This is a genomic window from Pseudomonas beijingensis, from assembly GCF_030687295.1.
In the GTDB taxonomy this organism is placed as follows: Bacteria; Pseudomonadota; Gammaproteobacteria; order Pseudomonadales; family Pseudomonadaceae; genus Aquipseudomonas; species Aquipseudomonas beijingensis.
Map to the genome: position 1 here is coordinate 668,722 of NZ_CP117425.1, position 21,426 is coordinate 690,147.

General features: G+C 59.7%; 20 protein-coding genes and 1 pseudogene. 15 read left to right on the forward strand and 6 right to left on the reverse strand.

The window, feature by feature from the left end:
* Window positions 1-2 precede the first annotated feature (2 nt).
* Window positions 3-992 (reverse strand): hypothetical protein, encoded by a 990-nt coding sequence (locus PSH84_RS03105; protein ID WP_305482271.1) that lies wholly within the window; start codon window positions 990-992, stop codon window positions 3-5.
* A 316-nt stretch (window positions 993-1,308) separates the two neighbouring features.
* On the opposite strand from PSH84_RS03105, the gene PSH84_RS03110 reads away from it, so the two are divergent.
* Window positions 1,309-1,740 (forward strand): helix-turn-helix domain-containing protein, encoded by a 432-nt coding sequence (locus PSH84_RS03110; protein ID WP_305468170.1) that lies wholly within the window; start codon window positions 1,309-1,311, stop codon window positions 1,738-1,740.
* Window positions 1,733-1,978 (forward strand): type II toxin-antitoxin system Phd/YefM family antitoxin, encoded by a 246-nt coding sequence (locus PSH84_RS03115; RefSeq protein ID WP_305482272.1) that lies wholly within the window; start codon window positions 1,733-1,735, stop codon window positions 1,976-1,978. Before PSH84_RS03110 ends, PSH84_RS03115 begins: the two co-directional genes overlap by 8 nt.
* Here the strand turns inward: PSH84_RS03115 and PSH84_RS03120 are convergent.
* The 5 genes from PSH84_RS03120 to PSH84_RS03140 form a co-directional block, all read right to left on the reverse strand.
* Entirely contained in the window at window positions 1,950-2,192 is a 243-nt protein-coding gene (locus tag PSH84_RS03120; RefSeq protein ID WP_305482273.1) for a DNA-binding protein, read from the reverse strand. The two genes, PSH84_RS03115 and PSH84_RS03120, sit on opposite strands and share 29 nt — an antisense overlap.
* Complete coding sequence (locus PSH84_RS03125; protein ID WP_369530561.1) at window positions 2,189-2,722, reverse strand: HNH endonuclease; 534 nt, start codon at window positions 2,720-2,722, stop codon at window positions 2,189-2,191. The genes PSH84_RS03120 and PSH84_RS03125 overlap by 4 nt, the downstream gene beginning before the upstream one ends.
* Window positions 2,723-2,831: 109 nt before the next feature.
* On the reverse strand, window positions 2,832-3,365 hold the full coding sequence (locus PSH84_RS03130) for a BRO-N domain-containing protein (RefSeq protein ID WP_305482274.1): 534 nt from the start codon (window positions 3,363-3,365) through the stop codon (window positions 2,832-2,834).
* A 392-nt stretch (window positions 3,366-3,757) separates the two neighbouring features.
* Window positions 3,758-5,008: a ribonucleotide-diphosphate reductase subunit beta gene (locus PSH84_RS03135; RefSeq protein WP_122569294.1), complete on the reverse strand. Its 1,251-nt coding sequence runs from the start codon at window positions 5,006-5,008 to the stop codon at window positions 3,758-3,760.
* A 489-nt stretch (window positions 5,009-5,497) separates the two neighbouring features.
* Window positions 5,498-5,761 carry a DUF2790 domain-containing protein gene (locus PSH84_RS03140; protein WP_305468162.1) on the reverse strand — a complete coding sequence of 88 codons (264 nt, stop codon included), beginning with the start codon at window positions 5,759-5,761 and terminating at the stop codon, window positions 5,498-5,500.
* A gap of 582 nt (window positions 5,762-6,343) precedes the next feature.
* Here PSH84_RS03140 and acs point away from each other — a divergent pair.
* From acs to astE, 13 genes and pseudogenes are all read left to right on the forward strand, one after another.
* On the forward strand, window positions 6,344-8,299 hold the full coding sequence (gene acs / locus PSH84_RS03145) for an acetate--CoA ligase (protein WP_122569292.1): 1,956 nt from the start codon (window positions 6,344-6,346) through the stop codon (window positions 8,297-8,299).
* A gap of 685 nt (window positions 8,300-8,984) precedes the next feature.
* A complete protein-coding gene (locus PSH84_RS03150; RefSeq protein ID WP_122569291.1) occupies window positions 8,985-9,758 on the forward strand; it encodes an ABC transporter substrate-binding protein in 774 nt (257 codons plus the stop codon).
* Between the two features lie 90 nt (window positions 9,759-9,848).
* Complete coding sequence (locus tag PSH84_RS03155) at window positions 9,849-10,538, forward strand: ABC transporter permease (RefSeq protein WP_014339811.1); 690 nt, start codon at window positions 9,849-9,851, stop codon at window positions 10,536-10,538.
* Window positions 10,535-11,233 (forward strand): ABC transporter permease, encoded by a 699-nt coding sequence (locus PSH84_RS03160; RefSeq protein ID WP_122569290.1) that lies wholly within the window; start codon window positions 10,535-10,537, stop codon window positions 11,231-11,233. The genes PSH84_RS03155 and PSH84_RS03160 overlap by 4 nt, the downstream gene beginning before the upstream one ends.
* Window positions 11,234-11,289: 56 nt before the next feature.
* A complete protein-coding gene (locus PSH84_RS03165) occupies window positions 11,290-12,054 on the forward strand; it encodes an ABC transporter ATP-binding protein (RefSeq protein ID WP_053124413.1) in 765 nt (254 codons plus the stop codon).
* Window positions 12,055-12,167: 113 nt separating this feature from the next.
* Window positions 12,168-13,149, forward strand: a pseudogene (locus PSH84_RS03170) (GlxA family transcriptional regulator).
* 399 nt (window positions 13,150-13,548) lie between these two features.
* Complete coding sequence (locus PSH84_RS03175) at window positions 13,549-14,769, forward strand: aspartate aminotransferase family protein (RefSeq protein ID WP_305468160.1); 1,221 nt, start codon at window positions 13,549-13,551, stop codon at window positions 14,767-14,769.
* Between the two features lie 233 nt (window positions 14,770-15,002).
* A complete protein-coding gene (gene aruF, locus PSH84_RS03180; RefSeq protein ID WP_003178851.1) occupies window positions 15,003-16,022 on the forward strand; it encodes an arginine/ornithine succinyltransferase subunit alpha in 1,020 nt (339 codons plus the stop codon).
* A gap of 54 nt (window positions 16,023-16,076) precedes the next feature.
* On the forward strand, window positions 16,077-17,102 hold the full coding sequence (gene astA, locus PSH84_RS03185) for an arginine N-succinyltransferase (RefSeq protein WP_122569287.1): 1,026 nt from the start codon (window positions 16,077-16,079) through the stop codon (window positions 17,100-17,102).
* Complete coding sequence (gene astD, locus PSH84_RS03190; protein ID WP_305482275.1) at window positions 17,099-18,568, forward strand: succinylglutamate-semialdehyde dehydrogenase; 1,470 nt, start codon at window positions 17,099-17,101, stop codon at window positions 18,566-18,568. The genes astA and astD overlap by 4 nt, the downstream gene beginning before the upstream one ends.
* A 133-nt stretch (window positions 18,569-18,701) precedes the next feature.
* The gene (gene astB, locus PSH84_RS03195; protein WP_122569285.1) at window positions 18,702-20,048 is read left to right on the forward strand and encodes an N-succinylarginine dihydrolase; all 1,347 of its coding nucleotides are present in this window, start codon (window positions 18,702-18,704) and stop codon (window positions 20,046-20,048) included.
* A gap of 69 nt (window positions 20,049-20,117) precedes the next feature.
* On the forward strand, window positions 20,118-20,405 hold the full coding sequence (locus tag PSH84_RS03200; protein ID WP_003178862.1) for a hypothetical protein: 288 nt from the start codon (window positions 20,118-20,120) through the stop codon (window positions 20,403-20,405).
* A 12-nt stretch (window positions 20,406-20,417) separates the two neighbouring features.
* Window positions 20,418-21,425 (forward strand): succinylglutamate desuccinylase, encoded by a 1,008-nt coding sequence (gene astE / locus PSH84_RS03205; protein WP_122569284.1) that lies wholly within the window; start codon window positions 20,418-20,420, stop codon window positions 21,423-21,425.
* Window position 21,426: the final 1 nt, after the last annotated feature.

The following is a 21,426-nucleotide window of genomic DNA, read 5'->3' on the forward strand; positions in this document are numbered from 1 at the left end:
CGTTATTGGCCCGCTAATCCCGGTGCCTCCCGAATAATGAAGTGATCCAGGTTCTCGATATTGGCACTGAACACGCCGAACGTTTCTTCGGGGTTCTTCTTGCTAGGTACCTGTTTCAACTCTGGCGTGACGCCATAAAAGAAGCAATACAACGACGCATCACTGTCGATGGCATGTTTGATCTCTGCCAGGAACGCTTTGCGCTTGCGGTAGTTATCGATCAGCTTCTTGCTCAGGTAAACGTTGACCGAGTAAGGCTTCTTCTTCGCCTCGTCCGGCTGCTTGAACCAGACCTTCGCTTCGAAGTCGATGCGAAAGCTCAACGTGTAATCCTTGATCTCCTTGATCTTGCCCCAGTAAATCAAGCCCTTGTTGTCCTGTAAGTACTCGATCTTCTTGAAGAACGAGCCATAGGGCGCCGTGTGCTCGCCAATCTTCAGCGGCATGCGCTTGAGTAGATCCTTGTTATCGAAGTTCGAGACGAAACATTCCACCGGATGGGCGAAGATGCTGGTCTTGTCCGGTGCTGAATCTTGGGCGGAATGAGCGTTATCACCGTGGGACGATACGGAAGGGGGCGTAGGGCGAGTCGCTTCAACATTTTTCGGCAGATCGGACGGCTTACGCACGTACTGACGCCGAGTCAGCAACAGCTCCGACGGAAAATGCTCCTCGCGGTCGTCATCCGTTTCCGCCTCGCCACTCTCTACACCCAACCCCGGCGTTTTCGGACTGACATAAGGACAACCCTCGATATGCTGGGTCGTTGGCTGGTTCTTGAAGTGTGGCGTGCGAATGTAATTGACGTTCTTGGCGTTGAACGTCGTCAGCCGATTCTCTTCATCAAACGCCGCCCGACACGCATCGTTGGGGCACTGAAAGCGCTCCTTGGCCGAATCGAAGGCCATGGTCTCATCGAAATTCAGATCCCGAACGTCATAGATCGATAGCTTGGCATCGAGGCTGAGGCAGTAGGCGGTGTCGAATTTCATCGGGGCTCGGGTCCGTGAGAGGAAGTGTATTAATACCGAAGGACGCAGCGGGCTGCACCCAAAGTTTCAACCCACCACAAACCCCCTGTGGGAGCGAGCTTGCTCGCGATTCCAAAACCCAACGCGGCCATCAAACCTGCCACCCACCTGCGCCCTGACACCAACCGGTGGCGAGGGGATTTATCCCCGCTGGGCTGCGAAGCAGCCCCGGTTTTACGGCCCCAACTTGTATGAATCGGTATCATAATGCCGGTTATAGCCCGACCTTTCAGATAACCGGCAATATACTGCCGGAAACAGTGAATAAGAAACTTCGATGAAAGAGAACACCGGTGAACGACGCAGGGAAATCATTGACGACATCGTCATGCAACATGTGACAGGGAACGAAACCCTGGGAACCGCTATCCGCCGGCTACGGCTTGAGGTGACCGGCCTGGATCAAGAAACCTTTGCCGCCATGTGCAACATGTCGACCAAGGCCCTGTACCAGATCGAGAAGGACAAGGGTAACCCGACCATTAACACCCTCGAAGCCATCCTGAGAAAGTTCGGGCTGCGACTAGGGCTGACGAAGGTTGCCATAAACCTTTACGCACCACCTCCAGAGCAGAGAAAAACGGACTCTAAAATGCCCGTTCGCGGCGCCAATCCTAAACGCAAGTCCGTAGGACAGCTCAGTAGAGTTGCTACTCTGCCAAGCACTGCAAAGGCCATGGACGATGACAAGGGGGGACCGTATGAGTGAACAGCTACACGTAACCTTGCAAGAAGCAAAGGCTCAGCTCTTTCAACGGGGCGCGCGTGCATGGCAGGGCGACAGAGTAGTGATCACCAAGGCCGGCAAGCCTTATCTGAATCTGCTGCCCCATGTCGCTACACCGCAGACGCGCAAGCCTGGGCGGTTGAAGGGGAGGATTCGGATGCCGGCGGATTTTGACCGCGCACCCGAGGACATCATCGAGGGTTTTGAGGGCCGGTTCTGAGTGCAGACGAATCTTCTTGAACTGAGACTTCAGCAGATACCTCAGCCATGCAGACCTCATCAAACTCTCGCATGGCGGCCTTGTCGATAGCACCGATTTTCAGCAGCGCTTCGGCCGAGCTGTGAATCGATTCGAAGGCCTCACTTCTTATTTTTTTCGTCATTACATATCCCCATGTGTTCTTTTTCGTCCAACAAAACTGGATGTTTTTCACTCAACGATCAGTCGACCAACCTTCTGATACAGCGACAAAGTGAAGGCCTCTCTGTCACTGGCAAGATGACAACGTCGATGACAATTCGGGCACAGCGCAACCGCGTTAGCAACGCTATCCGATCCTTTCTGAGCCAGATGCTTCACATGATGCACTTCAAGAAACGGCAACCCGTCCACCTGGAACGGTGCGTTCTGACCGCAACCTTCGCAAACACCTTTAGCCAACTCCGCAACCCACGCCCGGACTTTAGGATCTCGAACGTAAGACGTCGTGGTCGTACTGACTTGCTGCGGATTCAGGTTCCCTGATGGCTCGATCTTGAGGCCTCTCTTTTGCAGCTTGGTGGCCCGGCTGATCAACGTCATGTGGTCAGAGGTTGGAGCAGACTCTCCCGTCCCAGGTGTCACTTTATTAGCAAGCACCTTGCGAATTCGCTGAGCCACACCTGCACCAATGTTCTTGGCAGGCATGTAGCCGCTGATTCGCTGCAACCCCATCTGTTCCAACACCGCCGAGATATTCTGCATGCGGTATTCAACAATCGCCGAGGGTTTAAACCTTCGGACGATACTGACAGGCCATTACGGCTGTCTATGAAAATTCCTACAGAAGAGGCAGAGCTTTCGCTCGGGCGTCCTACGACACTGAATGCCCAGAAACGTGAAATACCTCAAGCAACCTACGCCACCAAGGCTTAGCCGCCACCGACCGACCCCGAGTCCGGTTGAGCAACAGATACGGCATGTCCCGAAGTCGAATCCAGCCGTCATTTTGCCAATGCAACAGGCTTAAGGAGATCTCCGGCCAATCTAAAACACTCAGCATGGGACGCTCGGTATCGCTTGATACCTGTGCGTCCCGCAAGGCTGGTACGACCTGATGCGTCAGCCATTCACGCAGCAAGCGATTCCCTGGGGAGTAGTGATAAACCAACAGGGCATACACACCAGACTCGCTAAGCATCAGCCGCTTTTCAGGCTGGCCGTGGTAACGAATCAGCAGAATGTGTCGCTGGTCCTCATCCAGTTTGCTGACCATGCGTTCGTTCAGATGTACGCCCATTAACCGTCCGAGGTCGCGGGCGCAAAACCAAGGTTGGTTTTCCAGAAGCAGGGCGTGAAGGTGGAGGTTGTGACGGGTGAAAACCGCCGGAATGTAAGCATCAGGCATGATGGGTCTCCGAGGTATACGGAGAGCGGGGTGAAATTTTTGTGGGCATCACCACCTCTACGTTCAAAGGTTAGCGGCGCGAGCCCGACGTAGAGGATGTAAGAGAAATCCCAACTAGCTACTTTCTCCACACAGAGTTGCAAATGTCCTTAGACAGTACGCGGTTCTATGTTTGGCGATTAGCTACTACGTTGGGCGTTTCTTAGGCACCTGCGACTAAGATAGGTAACGCGACGATACGGCGTCAATGCGGAAAGATTCTGAGTTTTTCGTAGGGTAAAGGTAGTGTGCCGGTCCCAGAGTTAAACGCAGTTTTGGTCCTGTAGAAATACAAAAACCCCGTTTTCACGGGGTTTTTAGTTACGCGTGGAGCCTAGGATTTTTCTTTCAAATCAATCCCAGCTCAAAGCCCCACCGGTCTGATACTCAATCACGCGCGTCTCAAAGAAGTTCTTCTCTTTCTTCAAGTCCATGATCTCGCTCATCCAAGGGAACGGGTTCGTCGTCCCTGGATACTCTTCCTTCAGACCAATCTGCGACAGGCGACGGTTAGCGATGAACTTCAGATAGTCTTCCATCATCGCCGCATTCATCCCCAACACCCCACGAGGCATGGTGTCGCGCGCGTATTCGATCTCCAGTTGAGTCCCTTGCAGGATCATCTGGGTCGCTTCTTCCTTCATCTCGGCATCCCACAAGTGCGGGTTTTCGATTTTGATCTGGTTGATCACGTCGATGCCGAAGTTCAGGTGCATGGATTCGTCGCGCAGGATGTATTGGAACTGCTCGGCGACGCCGGTCATTTTGTTGCGGCGGCCCATGGAGAGGATCTGGGTGAAGCCGCAGTAGAAGAAGATGCCTTCCAGAACGCAGTAGTAGGCGATCAGGTTGCGCAGCAACTCTTTGTCGGTGTCCGGGGTGCCGGTTTCGAACTTCGGATCGGAGATCGAACGGGTGTATTTCAGGCCCCAGGCGGCTTTTTTCGCGACCGATGGGATCTCGTGGTACATGTTGAAGATCTCGCCTTCATCCATGGCCAGCGATTCGATGCAGTACTGGTAGGCGTGGGTGTGGATCGCCTCTTCGAAGGCCTGGCGCAGGATGTACTGGCGGCATTCCGGGTTGGTGATCAGGCGGTACACGGCCAGGACCAGGTTGTTGGCAACCAGGGAGTCGGCGGTGGAGAAGAAGCCCAGGTTGCGCATCACGATGCGGCGCTCGTCGTCGGTCAGGCCTTCCGGGGTTTTCCAGAGGGCGATGTCGGCGGTCATGTTGACTTCTTGCGGCATCCAGTGGTTTGCGCAGCCGTCCAGGTACTTCTGCCAGGCCCAGTCGTATTTGAAGGGCACGAGCTGGTTGAGGTCGGCGCGGCAGTTGATCATGCGCTTTTCGTCGACGGCGACACGGGCGGAGGCGCCTTCGAGTTCGGCGAGGCCTTCGGCGACGTCGAGTTTGTCGAGGGCGGCCTTGGCGCGAATGATCGCGGCCGAGTCGCTGGCCGTCACGGCCCGGGCTTCAAGGGCGGCGGCACCGCCGGCGCTGTCGAGGCGGTCCATGTTGGCTTCGGAAGCGTGGCCGGCGTTAGCGCCTTTTACCGCGACTTCGCCGCTGTCTTCTTTGTCGAATTCGTCCCAGCTCAGCATGACGTGTCGTCTCCTGCGTGAGGGCCAGATGCCCGATGAAGGCCTACTGGCCGCGGTGGATCTTGAAAAATCGTTTGTTGCAGCAGCTGACGCAGGCAATAAACAGAAAAATGTACGGGTCATTCCGGAGCGGCGGTGAACGCGAGGAGGCGATGGGCCTCTGCGTGGGCTCCAGGCTGGCGTGATCCCCTGTAAGGGAATATTGCAGGCCCGTTTGAGGCGGCATTATAAGGACTTTTTTGCCTACGTGCTGCGGCGAAATGGCTCACAGAAGGGGCGGCGAGTGACAGATCCGCGTGGGAGCGAGGGTTTACAAGGCTTTGGCCGCTTAAGATTTTTTTTGCATGAAGCGGATCGCGGATTTTTTTGATCAAAAAACCAGCGTTTTTTGCGGTTTTGCACTACATGTTGTGTTTCTTGACCGTTTTTGGTGGCTCCAGACACAACCAGGCCCGAGCGGAATCGGGCCGTGGAAATTGCCAGTTGTGATCAGCCGTTGGAGCAGCCGCTGCCCATGATGCTGTAGCGCAGGATGTGGCGCTGGCCTTTGGAGTCGTCGTATTCCATCTTGGCCGGGACCACTTCGCAGACGTTCGGGATGTCGCTCATGGAGATGACTTTGGCGATGTCCAGGTGGGTGGAGTAGGTGTACTCCTCAATGGCTGGTTTTTGCTGTGCAGCGTCGGTCGGGGCCTCGTCTGCCATGGCGGTGGCGCAGAGGCTGCCGAGGACCAGAACCCATAAAGCTTTCATCTGTATTTCACCTTTTTTGAGGTCGAGTGGGGTCACGCAACCTTTTTGGGGCTGCGTGTGGAGCAAGTATTGGAAGTTGGATTAACGGCCTTCGTGGGGGCTGTGTTGCGTTAATCGTGTTTGCCGGTTGGCGAGGTGGATTTTAGGGGGTGGTGGGTGTCGTAAAAAGCCGTGGTTTTGATAAACACTGTTGGTTGATCTGGTAACAATCGCTGCAGGTGGCGGGTGTTGTCTGTTGCATCTATGTTGGATTTGCCGCCGTCATCGCGAGCAAGCTCGGCTCCCACAGGGGGAGCGGCGTTGGACGTAAAGTGAGCGTTCAATGGAGATCAACTGTGGGAGCGAGCTTGCTCGCGATAGCAGTGGACCAGTTTGCATGGATATTGGCTGACCCACCGCCATCGCGAGCAAGCTCGGCTCCCACAGGCTCACTCCCACAGGAAAATGCCGGCAGGCAGGGCCTTGCACGTTAGTACCGACATTTTGTAGGGACTTGTTACTACCATCGTCGAATGGTTCTATAGGCCCGCCCCGGGCTACAACGGGATCATACAAAAACAACTATTCACCGAGGTAAGAAAGATGAGTGCGGCTTCTGTGTATCCCGTTCGTCCCGAGGTTGCGGCCAATACGCTGACTGACGAGGCGACCTACAAGGCCATGTACCAGCAGTCGGTCGTCAATCCGGACGGCTTCTGGCGCGAGCAGGCCAAGCGCCTCGATTGGATCAAGCCTTTCACCACGGTGAAGCAGACTTCCTTCGACGACCACCATGTCGACATCAAGTGGTTCGCCGACGGCACCTTGAACGTTTCCTACAACTGCCTCGACCGTCACCTGGCCGAGCGCGGCGATCAAATTGCGATTATCTGGGAAGGCGATGACCCGTCCGAGAGCCGCAACATCACCTATCGCGAGCTGCACGAAGAAGTCTGCAAGTTCGCCAACGCCCTGCGCGGCCAGGACGTTCATCGCGGCGACGTGGTGACCATCTACATGCCGATGATCCCTGAAGCCGTGGTCGCGATGCTGGCCTGTACCCGGATCGGTGCGATTCACTCGGTGGTGTTCGGTGGTTTCTCCCCTGAAGCACTGGCCGGCCGGATCATCGACTGCAAATCCAAAGTGGTGATCACTGCCGACGAAGGCGTTCGCGCCGGCAAGAAGATTCCGCTCAAGGCCAACGTCGATGACGCGCTGACCAACCCGGAAACCAGCAGCATCCAGAAAGTCATCGTGTGCAAGCGCACGGCCGGCAACATCAAGTGGAACCAGCACCGTGACATCTGGTACGAAGACCTGATGAAGGTGGCCGGCACCGTTTGCGCGCCGAAGGAAATGGGCGCCGAGGAAGCGCTGTTCATCCTCTACACCTCCGGTTCCACCGGCAAGCCCAAGGGCGTGCAGCACACCACGGCCGGCTACTTGCTGTATGCGGCGCTGACCCATGAGCGGGTGTTCGACTACAAGCCTGGCGAAGTCTACTGGTGCACCGCCGACGTGGGTTGGGTCACCGGTCACAGCTATATCGTCTACGGCCCGCTGGCCAATGGCGCGACCACGCTGCTGTTCGAAGGCGTGCCGAACTATCCGGACATCACCCGGGTGGCCAAGGTCATCGACAAGCACAAGGTCAGCATCCTCTACACCGCGCCAACCGCCATCCGCGCGATGATGGCTTCGGGCACCGCCGCGGTCGAAGGCGCCGATGGCAGCAGCCTGCGCCTGTTGGGTTCGGTGGGCGAGCCGATCAACCCGGAAGCCTGGGACTGGTACTACAAAAATGTCGGCAAGGAGCGTTGCCCGATCGTCGACACCTGGTGGCAGACCGAAACCGGTGGTGTGCTGATCAGCCCGCTGCCAGGCGCCACGGCGTTGAAGCCGGGTTCCGCGACTCGTCCGTTCTTTGGGGTGGTGCCAGCGTTGGTGGACAACCTCGGCAACCTGATCGAAGGCGCGGCCGAAGGCAACCTGGTGATCCTCGATTCGTGGCCAGGCCAGGCACGTACGCTGTACGGCGACCATGATCGTTTTGTCGACACCTACTTCAAGACCTTCAGCGGCATGTACTTCACCGGTGACGGCGCCCGTCGTGACGAGGATGGCTACTACTGGATCACCGGTCGGGTGGATGACGTGCTCAACGTGTCCGGTCACCGCATGGGCACGGCCGAGATCGAGAGCGCCATGGTCGCCCACCCGAAAGTCGCCGAAGCGGCGGTGGTGGGTGTGCCGCACGACATCAAGGGGCAGGGCATCTATGTCTACGTCACTCTCAATGCCGGCGAAGAAACCAGCGAGGCCCTGCGCCTGGAGCTGAAGAACTGGGTGCGCAAGGAGATCGGTCCGATTGCTTCGCCGGATGTGATCCAGTGGGCGCCCGGGCTGCCGAAGACCCGTTCCGGCAAGATCATGCGCCGCATCCTGCGCAAGATTGCCACGGCGGAGTACGACGGGTTGGGTGATATCTCCACCCTGGCCGATCCGGGTGTGGTGGCGCATCTGATCGAGACGCACAAGACCATGAACGTGGCCTGACGGTCGCATGTAGCGCCAAAAGCCCCGCCCGGTATTTGCCGGGTGGGGCTTTTTTATGCGTCCGGCGTGGATCCTTGTGGAGAGAGGCTTTATCCCCGATTTGTGGGAGCAAGGCTTGCCCGCGATGCAGGCGATGCGGTCCTTCAGAAACCGAGGCGCTTGCATCGCGAGCAAGCTTTGCTCCCACAAATCAGCGCGCCTGGAGCAGTCGGCGAATAAATATCGACCTTCAAAGCAGGACGCTTCCGAACGTTACCGGTGTTTCGAAATGTGTAACCAAAGGCGCCACAACGGGGCGATGTGAAACGTGAAGCCCCGTCATAGGGCGGATCCAGGCGTTTCAGAAAATAAGCCGACACGCTGTGCTTGCCGGATTAGAAGGGTTTGCGAATAATGGGCCCGCTATTTGCAGCATAGATCGGTTTCCCTTCTTTTGCTCTTGCATGAATTTGCGGAGCTGTCAATGTGCTCGAACAGCTTTCTCGGTGCTTCTGTAATTTGTTGTCGCATTGAAGAAATATCGGCTTCGGGCCTGTCGTTAGAATGCCGATCACTCGCTCGTCGTGGCTCGCGTTGGTTAAACCGTGAGCTCCCTAGGACGCAGCGCCAACGTTCGTTTCACCCATTCGCATATTGGGCTGTCGCTCACTCTGCCGTTTTTGCCCTTTACCGATGGAGTCCCAAGATGAAGAAACTTGTGCTGCTTGGCGCCCTGGCACTGTCCGTGCTGTCCCTGCCGACTTTCGCTGATGAGAAGCCCCTGAAGATTGGTATCGAAGCGGCTTACCCTCCGTTCGCCTCCAAAGCCCCGGATGGCAGCATCGTCGGTTTCGACTACGACATCGGCAACGCGCTGTGCGAAGAGATGAAGGTCAAGTGCGTGTGGGTCGAGCAAGAGTTCGACGGCCTGATCCCAGCGCTGAAGGTGCGCAAGATCGACGCGATCCTGTCGTCCATGTCCATCACCGAAGATCGCAAGAAGTCGGTTGATTTCACCAACAAGTACTACAACACCCCGGCCCGTCTGGTGATGAAGGCCGGTACCCAGGTCGGCGACAACCTGGCTGAGCTCAAGGGCAAGAACATCGGCGTGCAGCGCGGTTCGATCCACGAGCGTTTCGCCCGTGAAGTGCTGGCTCCGCTGGGTGCCGAGATCAAGCCATACGGTTCGCAGAACGAGATCTACCTGGATGTGTCCGCTGGTCGTCTCGACGGCACCGTGGCAGACGCTACGCTGTTGGATGACGGCTTCCTCAAGACCGATGCCGGCAAGGGGTTCGCGTTCGTCGGCCCGGCCTTTACCGACGAGAAATACTTCGGCGACGGTATCGGTATCGCGGTTCGCAAGGGCGATGCCCTGAAAGACAAGATTAATGGCGCGATCACCGCCATTCGCGAGAACGGCAAGTACAAGCAAATCCAGGACAAATACTTCGCTTTCGATATCTACGGCAAGTAACGACGTCCCGCCACTCGTGCGAAATGGCGCAAGCAACAGGATCTCTGCGGTTTGCGCCATTTTTTCATCCCACTTTCGAGGACCTGAATCATGTTGAAAGGCTACGGGGCTGTCATCCTCGATGGCGCATGGTTGACGCTTGAGCTCGCCTTGTCGTCCATGGCCCTGGCCATCGTCCTGGGGTTGATCGGCGTTGCGTTGCGCCTCTCTCCGGTGCGCTGGCTGGCGTGGCTGGGCGACCTGTATTCCACGGTCATTCGCGGCATTCCCGACCTGGTGTTGATCCTGCTGATTTTCTACGGCGGCCAGGACCTGCTCAATCGCGTGGCGCCGATGCTCGGCTATGACGACTACATCGACCTGAACCCGCTGGCGGCCGGTATCGGCACCCTGGGCTTCATCTTCGGTGCGTACCTGTCGGAAACCTTTCGTGGTGCATTCATGGCGATCCCCAAGGGGCAGGCCGAGGCGGGCATGGCGTACGGCATGAACGGCTTCCAGGTGTTCTTCCGAGTGTTGGTGCCGCAGATGATTCGCCTGGCGATTCCGGGCTTCACCAACAACTGGCTGGTATTGACCAAGGCCACCGCGCTGATTTCCGTGGTGGGCCTGCAAGACATGATGTTCAAGGCCAAGCAGGCGGCGGATGCCACTCGCGAGCCTTTCACCTTCTTCCTCGCAGTGGCGGCGATGTACCTGGTGATCACCAGTGTCTCGTTGCTGGCATTGCGTCACCTTGAGAAGCGCTACTCGGTAGGCGTAAGGGCGGCTGATCTATGATCTTCGACTACAACGTCATCTATGAAGCCTTGCCGCTGTATTTCAGTGGCTTGCTGACCACCCTCAAATTGTTGGCCCTGTCGCTGTTCTTTGGTCTGCTGGCGGCGTTGCCCCTGGGGCTGATGCGCGTCTCGAAGCAGCCGATCGTCAACATGACGGCCTGGCTCTACACCTACGTGATCCGCGGCACGCCGATGCTGGTGCAGTTGTTCCTGATCTACTACGGGCTGGCGCAGTTCGCGGTCGTGCGCGAAAGCTTCCTCTGGCCGTGGCTGTCCAGCGCGACGTTCTGTGCGTGCCTGGCGTTCGCCATCAACACCAGCGCCTACACCGCCGAAATCATCGCCGGCAGCCTGCGGGCCACGCCCAACGGTGAGATCGAGGCGGCCAAGGCCATGGGCATGTCGCGCTACAAGCTGTATCGCCGGATCCTGCTGCCGTCGGCCTTGCGTCGGGCGCTGCCGCAATACAGCAACGAAGTGATCATGATGCTGCAGACCACCAGCCTGGCCTCCATCGTGACCCTGATCGACATCACCGGCGCCGCGCGTACGGTGAATGCGCAGTATTACTTGCCGTTCGAGGCCTACATCACGGCCGGCGCGTTCTACCTGTGCCTGACCTTCATCCTGGTGCGCCTGTTCAAACTGGCCGAGCGCCGCTGGCTGGGTTACCTGGCCCCGCGCAAGCACTGATAACGCATCGATCCGATCGACTGCTCAATGACTGACGTTTTGTGAGAACCGACCGCATGTACAAGCTTGAAGTCCAAGACCTGCATAAACGCTATGGCAGTCACGAAGTGCTCAAGGGCGTGTCCCTGAAAGCCGCCGCTGGCGATGTAATCAGCATCATCGGCTCCAGTGGCTCTGGCAAGAGTACTTTCCTGCGTTGCATCAACCTGCTTGAGCAACCCCATGCCGGCAAGATTCTGCTCAACAACGAAGAGCTGAAGCTGGTCGCCGGCAAGGATGGCGCCATGAAGGCCGCGGACCCCAAGCAACTGCAACGCATGCGTTCGCGGCTGTCGATGGTGTTCCAGCATTTCAACCTGTGGTCCCACATGACCGCGCTGGAAAACATCATGGAAGCGCCCGTGCATGTACTGGGCGTGGCCAAGGCTGAAGCGCGGGAGAAGGCCGAGCACTACCTGAACAAGGTCGGCGTGGCCCATCGCAAGGATGCCTACCCGGGCCACATGTCTGGCGGCGAGCAGCAGCGCGTGGCGATTGCCCGTGCGCTGGCGATGGAGCCTGAGGTGATGCTGTTCGACGAACCGACCTCGGCGCTGGACCCGGAGCTGGTGGGCGACGTGCTCAAGGTGATGCAGGCCCTGGCCCTGGAAGGCCGGACCATGGTGGTGGTGACCCACGAAATGGGCTTTGCCCGTGAAGTGTCGAACCAGTTGGTGTTCCTGCACAAAGGCATCGTCGAAGAAAGCGGCAACCCACGCGAAGTGCTGGTCAATCCGCAATCGGAGCGCCTGCAACAATTTCTTTCGGGCAGCCTCAAGTAATCGCTCCCGTTACGCACCTGATTTGGGTCATGCTGCGCACCGTGCGCCAGATGGTCTAATTTGGTTGCAGCCGCTTTTGGCTTTAACACTGTTTTCGCTTCGGATCGCCCGCCATGACTGCCCATCGAATAGGTTTCCTGATTTGGCCCAGCACTAAAGCCTTGACGCTGGCGCTGGCCGAGGACGCCTTGCGTGTCGCTCAGCGGGTGCATCCGGATGTGGTCTACGAGCTGTCGTTCTTGCAGGCCGAACCCCCGGCCGACGGCGCCTGGCAACTGCCGGGTGAGCCTTGGGCCGGCAAGCTGGAGGGGTTCCAGAAGCTGTTCCTGCTGGCCGATGAGCCACCAACCGCCCTGGCCTCGCCCCTGAGTAGCGCCCTCAAGCAACTGGTACGCGCCGGTTGTGTGATCGGCGGTTTGTCGGCCGGTGTCTATCCCTTGGCCCAACTGGGTTTGCTCGACGGTTACCGTGCCGCCGTGCATTGGCGCTGGCAGGACGATTTCTCCGAGCGCTTCCCCAAGGTCATCGCCACCAGCCATCTGTTCGACTGGGACCGCGATCGCCTGAGCGCTTGCGGTGGCATGTCGGTGCTGGATCTGTTGCTGGCGGTGCTGGCCCGGGATCACGGCGCGGAACTGGCCGGCGCGGTGTCGGAAGAGTTGGTGGTCGAGCGCATTCGCGAAGGCGGCGAGCGCCAGCGCATCCCGCTGCAGAACCGCCTCGGTTCCAGCCACCCGAAGCTCACCCAGGCGGGTGCTGCTGATGGAAGCCAATATCGAAGAGCCACTGACCACCGACGAAATCGCCCAGCATGTGTGCGTGTCTCGCCGGCAACTGGAGCGGATCTTCAAGCAATACCTCAACCGCGTGCCCAGCCAGTACTACCTGGAGCTGCGCCTGAACAAGGCCCGGCAGATGTTGATGCAGACCAGCAAATCCATCATCCAGATCGGCCTGTCCTGCGGTTTCTCCTCGGGGCCACACTTCTCCAGTGCCTACCGCAACTTCTTCGGCGCCACGCCGCGGGAAGACCGCAACCAGCGACGCAGCAGCAGCCCGTTCGAATTGTCCTCGGTGCCGTCCGAGCGCGGCTAGGGTTGGCACAGCCGCCTTGTGGTGAGTGGGTCTGTGGGAGCAAGGCTTGTGGGAGCAAGGCTTGCCCGTGATGCAGGCGCCACGTTTGTGCAGGCTGACCGAGTTATCGTTCATCGCGAGCAAGCTTTGCTCCCACAGATAAATCCCCTCGCCACAAGTGTTGTGGCTGGCAAGGGGAGGCGTCTGAATCAAATCTCGAGGCGGGCGCCTCAAATCCCTTGGCAACGTTTAAACTGCGCCTTTGCGACGCTATTTGTCGCATTGCCGTAAACCCGCGAAAAACGTGGGTTGGCGCTATAAGAAGTTGTCGCTTGGCGGCAAGGCCGGGCTGAAAACTGTCCTTACAATCCTTACCAAGCCCGCCAGTTCCAGGCGGGTGTTCCTCATCAGGAGACTCCGATGTCCGTTGAGCAAGCCGCGGTACAACGCGCCGATTTCGACCAGGTTATGGTTCCCAACTATGCGCCTGCTGCCTTCATACCTGTGCGTGGCGCCGGTTCCCGCGTATGGGACCAATCCGGTCGCGAGCTGATCGACTTTGCTGGCGGTATCGCAGTCAACGTACTGGGCCATGCCCACCCGGCGCTGGTCGGCGCACTGACCGAGCAGGCCAACAAGCTGTGGCACGTCTCCAATGTCTTCACCAATGAGCCGGCCCTGCGCCTGGCCCATAAGCTGATTGACGCAACCTTTGCCGAGCGCGCGTTCTTCTGCAACTCCGGCGCCGAAGCCAACGAGGCCGCCTTCAAGCTGGCCCGTCGCGTTGCGTTCGATCGTTTCGGTAGCGAGAAATACGAAATCATTGCCGCGCTCAATAGCTTCCACGGTCGCACCCTGTTCACCGTCAACGTCGGCGGGCAGTCGAAGTACTCCGACGGTTTCGGGCCTAAAATTACCGGCATCACCCACGTTCCTTACAACGACCTGGCGGCTTTGAAAGCGGCTGTCTCGGACAAGACCTGCGCCGTGGTGCTGGAACCGATCCAGGGCGAGGGCGGTGTGCTGCCGGCCGAGCTGGCTTATCTGCAAGGCGCCCGCGAGCTGTGCGATGCCCACGATGCGCTGCTGGTGTTCGACGAAGTGCAGACCGGCATGGGCCGCAGCGGTCATCTGTTCGCCTACATGCACTACGGCGTGGTCCCGGACATCCTCACCAGCGCCAAGAGCCTGGGCGGTGGTTTCCCGATTGCCGCGATGCTCACCACCGAAGCGCTGGCCAAGCACCTGGTCGTCGGCACCCACGGCACCACTTACGGCGGCAATCCGCTGGCCTGTGCGGTGGCCGAAGCGGTGATCGATGTGGTCAATACGCCCGAGGTGCTAGGTGGTGTCAAAACCAAGCACGCCAAGTTCAAGGCGCGCCTGGAGCAGATCGGCGAGAAGTACGGCCTGTTCACCCAAGTGCGTGGCCTGGGCCTGCTGATTGGTTGCGTGCTGAACGACGCCTGGAAAGGCAAAGCCAAGGACATCTTCAACGCCGCCGAACAGGAAGGCCTGATGATCCTGCAAGCCGGCCCGGACGTGATTCGCTTCGCCCCGAGCCTGGTGGTCGAAGACGCCGACATCGACGCCGGCCTGGACCGCTTCGAGCGGGCCGCGGCGAAGCTGACGCAAGCCTGATTGTTTACAGACTGTACCGGCTCCAATGTGGAGCCGGGCTTTTGTGGGAGCAAAGCTTGCTCGCGACGGATCGCCTCGGCCTTGCAGGTAGAACTCATTGCCTGCATCGCGAGCAAGCTTTGCTCCCACAAACCTGCTCCCACATTTGAGTCAATAGGGAGGCAGGTCCGGTATTTTTTTCTCTGTGTCGACCCAACGGTCGAACCCTTTATTTCAAGTTAAGGAGTGACACCATGCTGGTGATGCGCCCCGCGCAAATGGCTGATCTGGGCGAGGTACAGCGTCTGGCTGCGGACAGTCCGATCGGTGTCACTTCCTTGCCGGATGACGTGGAACGCCTGAGCGACAAGATCGCCGCAAGCGAAGCCTCGTTTGCCGCCGAAGTCAGCTTCAACGGCGAGGAAAGCTATTTCTTCGTCCTTGAAGACACCGCGACCGGCAAACTGGCCGGCTGCTCGGCCATCGTCGCGTCGGCCGGTTATTCCGAACCGTTCTACAGCTTTCGCAACGAGACCTTCGTTCACGCTTCCCGTGAGCTGAAGATCCACAACAAGATCCACGTGCTTTCCCAATGCCACGACCTGACCGGTAACAGCTTGCTGACCAGTTTCTACGTGGTGCCGGAGCTGGTGGGCTCGCCATGGTCGGAACTCAACTCGCGCGGGCGGCTGTTGTTCGTCGCCAGCCATCCGGAGCGGTTCGCCGATTCGGTGGTGACCGAGATCGTCGGCTACAGCGATGAGAATGGCGACTCGCCGTTCTGGGACGCCATCGGTCGCAACTTCTTCGACCTCAACTACGCCGCCGCCGAGCGCTTGTGCGGGCTGAAAAGCCGTACCTTCCTCGCCGAGCTGATGCCCCATTACCCGATCTACGTGCCGTTGTTGCCGGACGCCGCCCAGGAAGCCATGGGCCAGGTCCACCCGCGGGCGCAGATCACCTTCGACATCCTGATGCGCGAGGGTTTCGAGACCGATCACTACATCGACATCTTCGACGGTGGCCCGACCCTGCATGCCCGCGTCTCGGGGATCCGCTCGATCGCCCAGAGCCGCGTGGTGCCGGTCAAGATCGGCGAACCGGTCAAGGGCGCCGGTCGCCAATACCTGGTGGCCAATGCCCAATTGCAGGATTACCGCGCCGTGCTGCTCGAACTCGACTACGCGCCGGGCAAGCCTGTGACCCTGGACATGGAAGCGGCCGAAGCCTTGGGCGTTGGCGAAGGCGCCAGCGTGCGTCTGGTAGCTGTTTAACGCCTTACCGCTGAGTTTCGCGGGTGGCGCAAGCGACCCGTTTGAGGAGATAGCATGATCGTTCGTCCCGTACGCAGCAGCGATTTACCCGCTCTGATCGCCCTGGCCCGCAGCACCGGCACCGGCCTGACCACCTTGCCGGCCAATGAAGAGCGTCTGGCCCATCGGGTCGGCTGGGCCGAGAAGACCTTTCGCGGCGAAGCCGGGCGCGGTGACGCGGACTACCTGTTCGTGCTCGAAGACGATGACGGTCGCGTGGTGGGCATTTCCGCCATCGCTGGTGCCGTGGGGCTGCGTGAGCCCTGGTACAACTTCCGGGTCGGCCTGACGGTCAGTGCTTCCCAGGAATTGAACATCTATCGGGAAATCCCGACGCTGTTCCTGGCCAACGACCTGACCGGCAATTCCGAACTGTGCTCGTTGTTCCTCCATGCCGACTTCCGCAGTGGCCTCAATGGCCGGATGTTGGCCAAGGCCCGTCTGCTGTTCATCGCCGAATTCCCGAACCTGTTCGGCAATAAAATCATCGCCGAGATGCGCGGCATGTCCGACGACAGCGGGCGTTCGCCGTTTTGGGAAAGCCTGGGCCGGCATTTCTTCAAGATGGAATTCAGCCAGGCCGATTACCTCACCGGCGTGGGCAACAAGGCGTTCATCGCCGAGCTGATGCCCAAGTTTCCGCTGTACACCTGTTTCTTGTCCGAAGATGCCCGGGCCGTGATCGGCCAGGTTCATCCGGATACGGAACCGGCATTGTCGATGCTCAAGAGCGAAGGTTTCAGCTACCAGGGTTACGTCGACATCTTCGACGCCGGCCCGGCGGTGGAATGCGAAACCGGCAAGATCCGCGCGATTCGCGACAGCCAGGCGCTGGTGCTGGCCATCGGCACGCCGGGCGATGACGCCACGCCGTTCCTCATCCATAACCGCAAGCGCGAAGACTGCCGCATCACCGCTGCACCGGCGCGCTTCGCCGCAGGCACACTGGTGGTCGATCCGTTGACCGCCAAACGTCTTCAACTCAACGCCGGCGATCAGGTGCGTGCCGTCGCGTTGTCCGCTGCCCGGGAGTCGAAATGATGAACTCGTTGTACATCGCCGGTAGCTGGCTGGAAGGCCAGGGCGACCTCTTTGAATCGTTGAACCCGGTGACCCAGCAGGTGTTGTGGTCGGGCAACGGCGCCACGGCGGCGCAAGTGGAGTCGGCGGTGCAGGCCGCGCGCCAGGCGTTCCCGGACTGGGCACGGCGCTCGCTGGATGAGCGCATCCAGGTGCTGGAAGCCTTTGCCGCGTCCCTGAAAAGCCACGCGGACGAACTGGCCCAGTGCATTGGTGAAGAAACCGGCAAGCCGTTGTGGGAAGCGGCGACCGAAGTCACCAGCATGGTCAACAAAGTCGCCATTTCGGTGCAGAGCTACCGCGAGCGGACCGGCGAGAAGAGCGGCCCCCTGGGCGACGCCACCGCCGTGCTGCGCCACAAGCCCCACGGTGTGGTGGCGGTGTTCGGCCCCTACAACTTCCCCGGCCACTTGCCCAACGGCCACATCGTGCCTGCGCTGCTGGCCGGCAACAGCGTGTTGTTCAAGCCGAGCGAGCTGACGCCGAAAGTCGCCGAGCTGACGGTCAAGTGCTGGGTCGAAGCCGGCCTGCCGGCGGGTGTGCTGAACCTGCTGCAAGGTGCCCGGGAAACCGGTATCGCCCTGGCGGCGAACCTGGGTATCGACGGGCTGTTCTTCACCGGCTCCAGCCGCACCGGCAATCTGTTGCACCAACAATTTTCCGGGCGCCCGGACAAGATCCTCGCGCTGGAAATGGGCGGTAACAACCCACTGGTGGTGGATGAGGTGGCGGACGTCGATGCGGCGGTCTACACCATTATCCAGTCCGCCTTCATTTCCGCCGGGCAGCGCTGCACCTGTGCGCGCCGCCTGCTGGTGCCGGAAGGCGCCTGGGGCGATGCCTTGCTGGCGCGCCTGGTGGCGGTCAGCTCGACTCTTGATGTCGGTGCCTTTGATCAGCAACCGGCGCCATTCATGGGCTCGGTGATTTCCCTGGGCGCGGCGAAGGCGCTGATGGATGCGCAAAACCATTTGCTGGGCAAAGGCGCCGTGCCGCTGTTGGCCATGACCCAACCCCAGGCCCAGGCGGCATTGCTGACGCCGGGTATCCTGGACGTGACGGCCGTGGCCGAGCGTCCTGATGAAGAGCTGTTCGGGCCGTTGCTGCAAGTGATCCGCTACAAAGATTTCGCAGCGGCAATCACCGAGGCCAACAACACGCAATATGGCCTGGCCGCCGGGTTGCTGTCCGATTCCCAGGAGCGTTATCAGCAGTTCTGGCTGCAGAGCCGCGCCGGTATCGTCAATTGGAACAAACAGCTGACCGGCGCCGCCAGCAGCGCACCGTTCGGCGGTGTCGGTGCCTCGGGCAACCACCGCGCCAGTGCTTATTACGCGGCCGATTATTGCGCGTATCCGGTGGCTTCCCTGGAGACACCAAGCCTTGTCATGCCGGCTGCCCTGACCCCCGGCGTGCGCATGGTGTGAACCCCAATCGCGAGCAAGCTCGCTCCCACAAAGGATTGCGCAAAACCCTGTGGGAGCGAGCTTGCTCGCGATGGCCGCGCTGCGGTTGTTACTTGATGCCTATAAAAAAACAGATTCTCGTGGAGCCTCGCTGATGAAATCCTATGAAGTCAACTTTGACGGTCTAGTGGGGCCGACCCATAACTATGGCGGGCTCTCGTACGGCAACGTCGCGTCCCAGAGCAACAGCCAGCAGTCCTCCAACCCCAAGGAAGCGGCGCTGCAGGGCCTGGCGAAAATGAAAGCGCTGATGGACATGGGTTTCCAGCAAGGCGTGCTGGCGCCGCAGGAGCGCCCGGACGTGGCGGCCCTGCGCCGCTTGGGCTTTGCCGGCAGCGATGCCCAGGTCATCCAACAGGCCGCGAAAGAAGCGATGCCGCTGCTGGTTGCCAGTTGCTCGGCTTCCAGCATGTGGGTGGCCAACGCCGCCACGGTCAGCCCGAGCGCCGATACCGCCGATGGCCGCGTGCATTTCACCGCCGCCAACCTGAACTGCAAGTACCACCGCAGCATCGAGCATCCGACCACCAGTCGCGTGCTGGGGGCGATGTTCGCCAACCAGCAGCACTTCGCCCATCACGCCGCCTTGCCGGCGGTGGCGCAGTTCGGCGACGAAGGCGCGGCCAACCACACCCGTTTCTGCCGCGCCTACGGCGAGGCCGGCGTCGAATTCTTCGTCTTCGGTCGCAGTGCCTTCGACACCCGTTACCCCGCACCGCAGAAATACCCGGCGCGCCAGACCCTGGAAGCCTCCCAGGCCGTTGCCCGCCTGCATGGCCTGAGGGAGGAGGGCGTGGTGTACGCCCAACAGAACCCGTCGGTGATCGACCAGGGTGTGTTCCACAACGACGTGATCGCGGTGGGCAATGGCGAAGTGTTGTTCTATCACGAGGATGCATTCCTCGAGACCGACAAGATGCTGGCCGAACTGAGCAGCAAACTCGCCAAGGTCGGTGGGAAGTTTCAATCGGTGTGCGTGCCGCGTTCGGCGGTCACCGTCGATGATGCGGTACGTTCCTACCTGTTCAATAGCCAGTTGCTGTCGCGTCCCGACGGCTCGATGCTGTTGATCGTGCCGGAAGAATGCCGCAGCAACGAACGCGTCTGGCACTACTTGCAAGGCCTGACGGGCGCTGGCGGGGTCATCCGCGAAGTGAAGGTCTTCGACCTCAAGCAAAGCATGCAGAACGGTGGCGGCCCGGCTTGCCTGAGGTTGCGCGTGGCCCTCAATGAAACCGAGCTGGCGGCCGTCAACCCAGGGGTTATCATGACCGCGCCGCTGTACGATTCGCTGACCCAATGGGTCGAGCGCCACTACCGCGACCGCATGACCGAAAATGACCTGGCAGACCCGCAGTTGCTGCTCGAATGCCGTGCGGCACTGGATGAATTGACACAAATCCTTAAACTTGGCGCGGTTTATCCTTTCCAGATCAATTGAAAGCGCGCGCGACCTGACTACAGTCAAAGCAGGGCGCGTTGCCTTATCCCCAGACGAGAACGTAAAGACATGAGCGATACCCTGCAACTGATCCTTGAAGACACCGACGGCACCCAACTGGAAACCTCCTGCACCCGTGTCGCGGTGATGTGGCAAGGCAAGGAGTTGTGGATCCAGCAGGACGGCCGCGGTCAGCTGCTGATCGGCGTCGATGTCGAGGAAGGGGACGAGGAATACGCCAACCTGTTGTTGCGTCCATTGGCGACCAACCTGGTCAGCCTGCAACTGGAAATGGAACCGGCGGACGTCGGCGACGATGACCATGTCCATGGCCCGGATTGCGGCCACGACCATTAAGGAAACCGCGCTATGCTCGCCCTCGGCAAACTGCTTGAACTGACCCTCGCCGGCCGTGAACCGGCGGAGAAGACTCAACTGACTGTCGAAGGCGTACGGATGCGCTGGTTGAGCGAGGGCGCGCTGGAGGTCAAGCCGCCCGAAGCCCGGGATAATGGCCTGGACCTGCTGCTGTCGGCCGGTATCCACGGCAACGAAACCGCGCCGATCGAATTGCTCGACCGTCTGTTGCACGACATTGCCCGTGGCGACCTGAAACCGCGGGCACGCATTCTGTTCCTGTTCGGCAACCCCGAGGCCATCCGGCGCGGTGAGCGTTTCGTCGAACAGGACGTCAACCGGCTGTTCAATGGCCGCCATGAACTGAGCGGCGGTCCTGAAGCGTTGCGAGCCTGTGAACTGGAGCGGCTGGCTGCCAGTTTCTTCAGTCGGCCGGAACGCAGCCGCTTGCACTACGACCTGCACACCGCGATTCGAGGCTCGAAGATCGAGCAGTTCGCCCTCTACCCATGGAAAGAAGGTCGCCAGCATTCACGCCGTGAACTGGCGCGCCTGCGTGCCGCGGGCATGGAGGCGGTGTTGCTGCAGAACAAACCGTCCATCGTCTTCAGTGCCTACACCTACGATCAGCTCGGCGCCGAGTCCTTCACCCTGGAACTGGGCAAGGCCCGGCCATTCGGACAGAACGACGGGGTCAACGTCAGCCTGCTGGAAACCCGGCTGCAACAGATCATCGAAGGCAACGAGCCGGAGCTGGATGAAGGGCTCGACGGCCTTCAACTGTTCAGCGTGGCGCGGGAAGTCATCAAGCACAGCGACAGCTTCCGCCTGAACCTGCCGGCGGATATCGAGAACTTCTCCGAGCTTGAAAAAGGTTATGTGCTGGCTGAGGACATCGCCCAGACCCGCTGGGTGATCGAAGAGGAGGGCGCGCGGATCATCTTCCCGAACCCCAGGGTGAAGAATGGCTTGCGGGCCGGGATTTTGATCGTGCCGGCGACGGACGAAAACCTGATTTAAA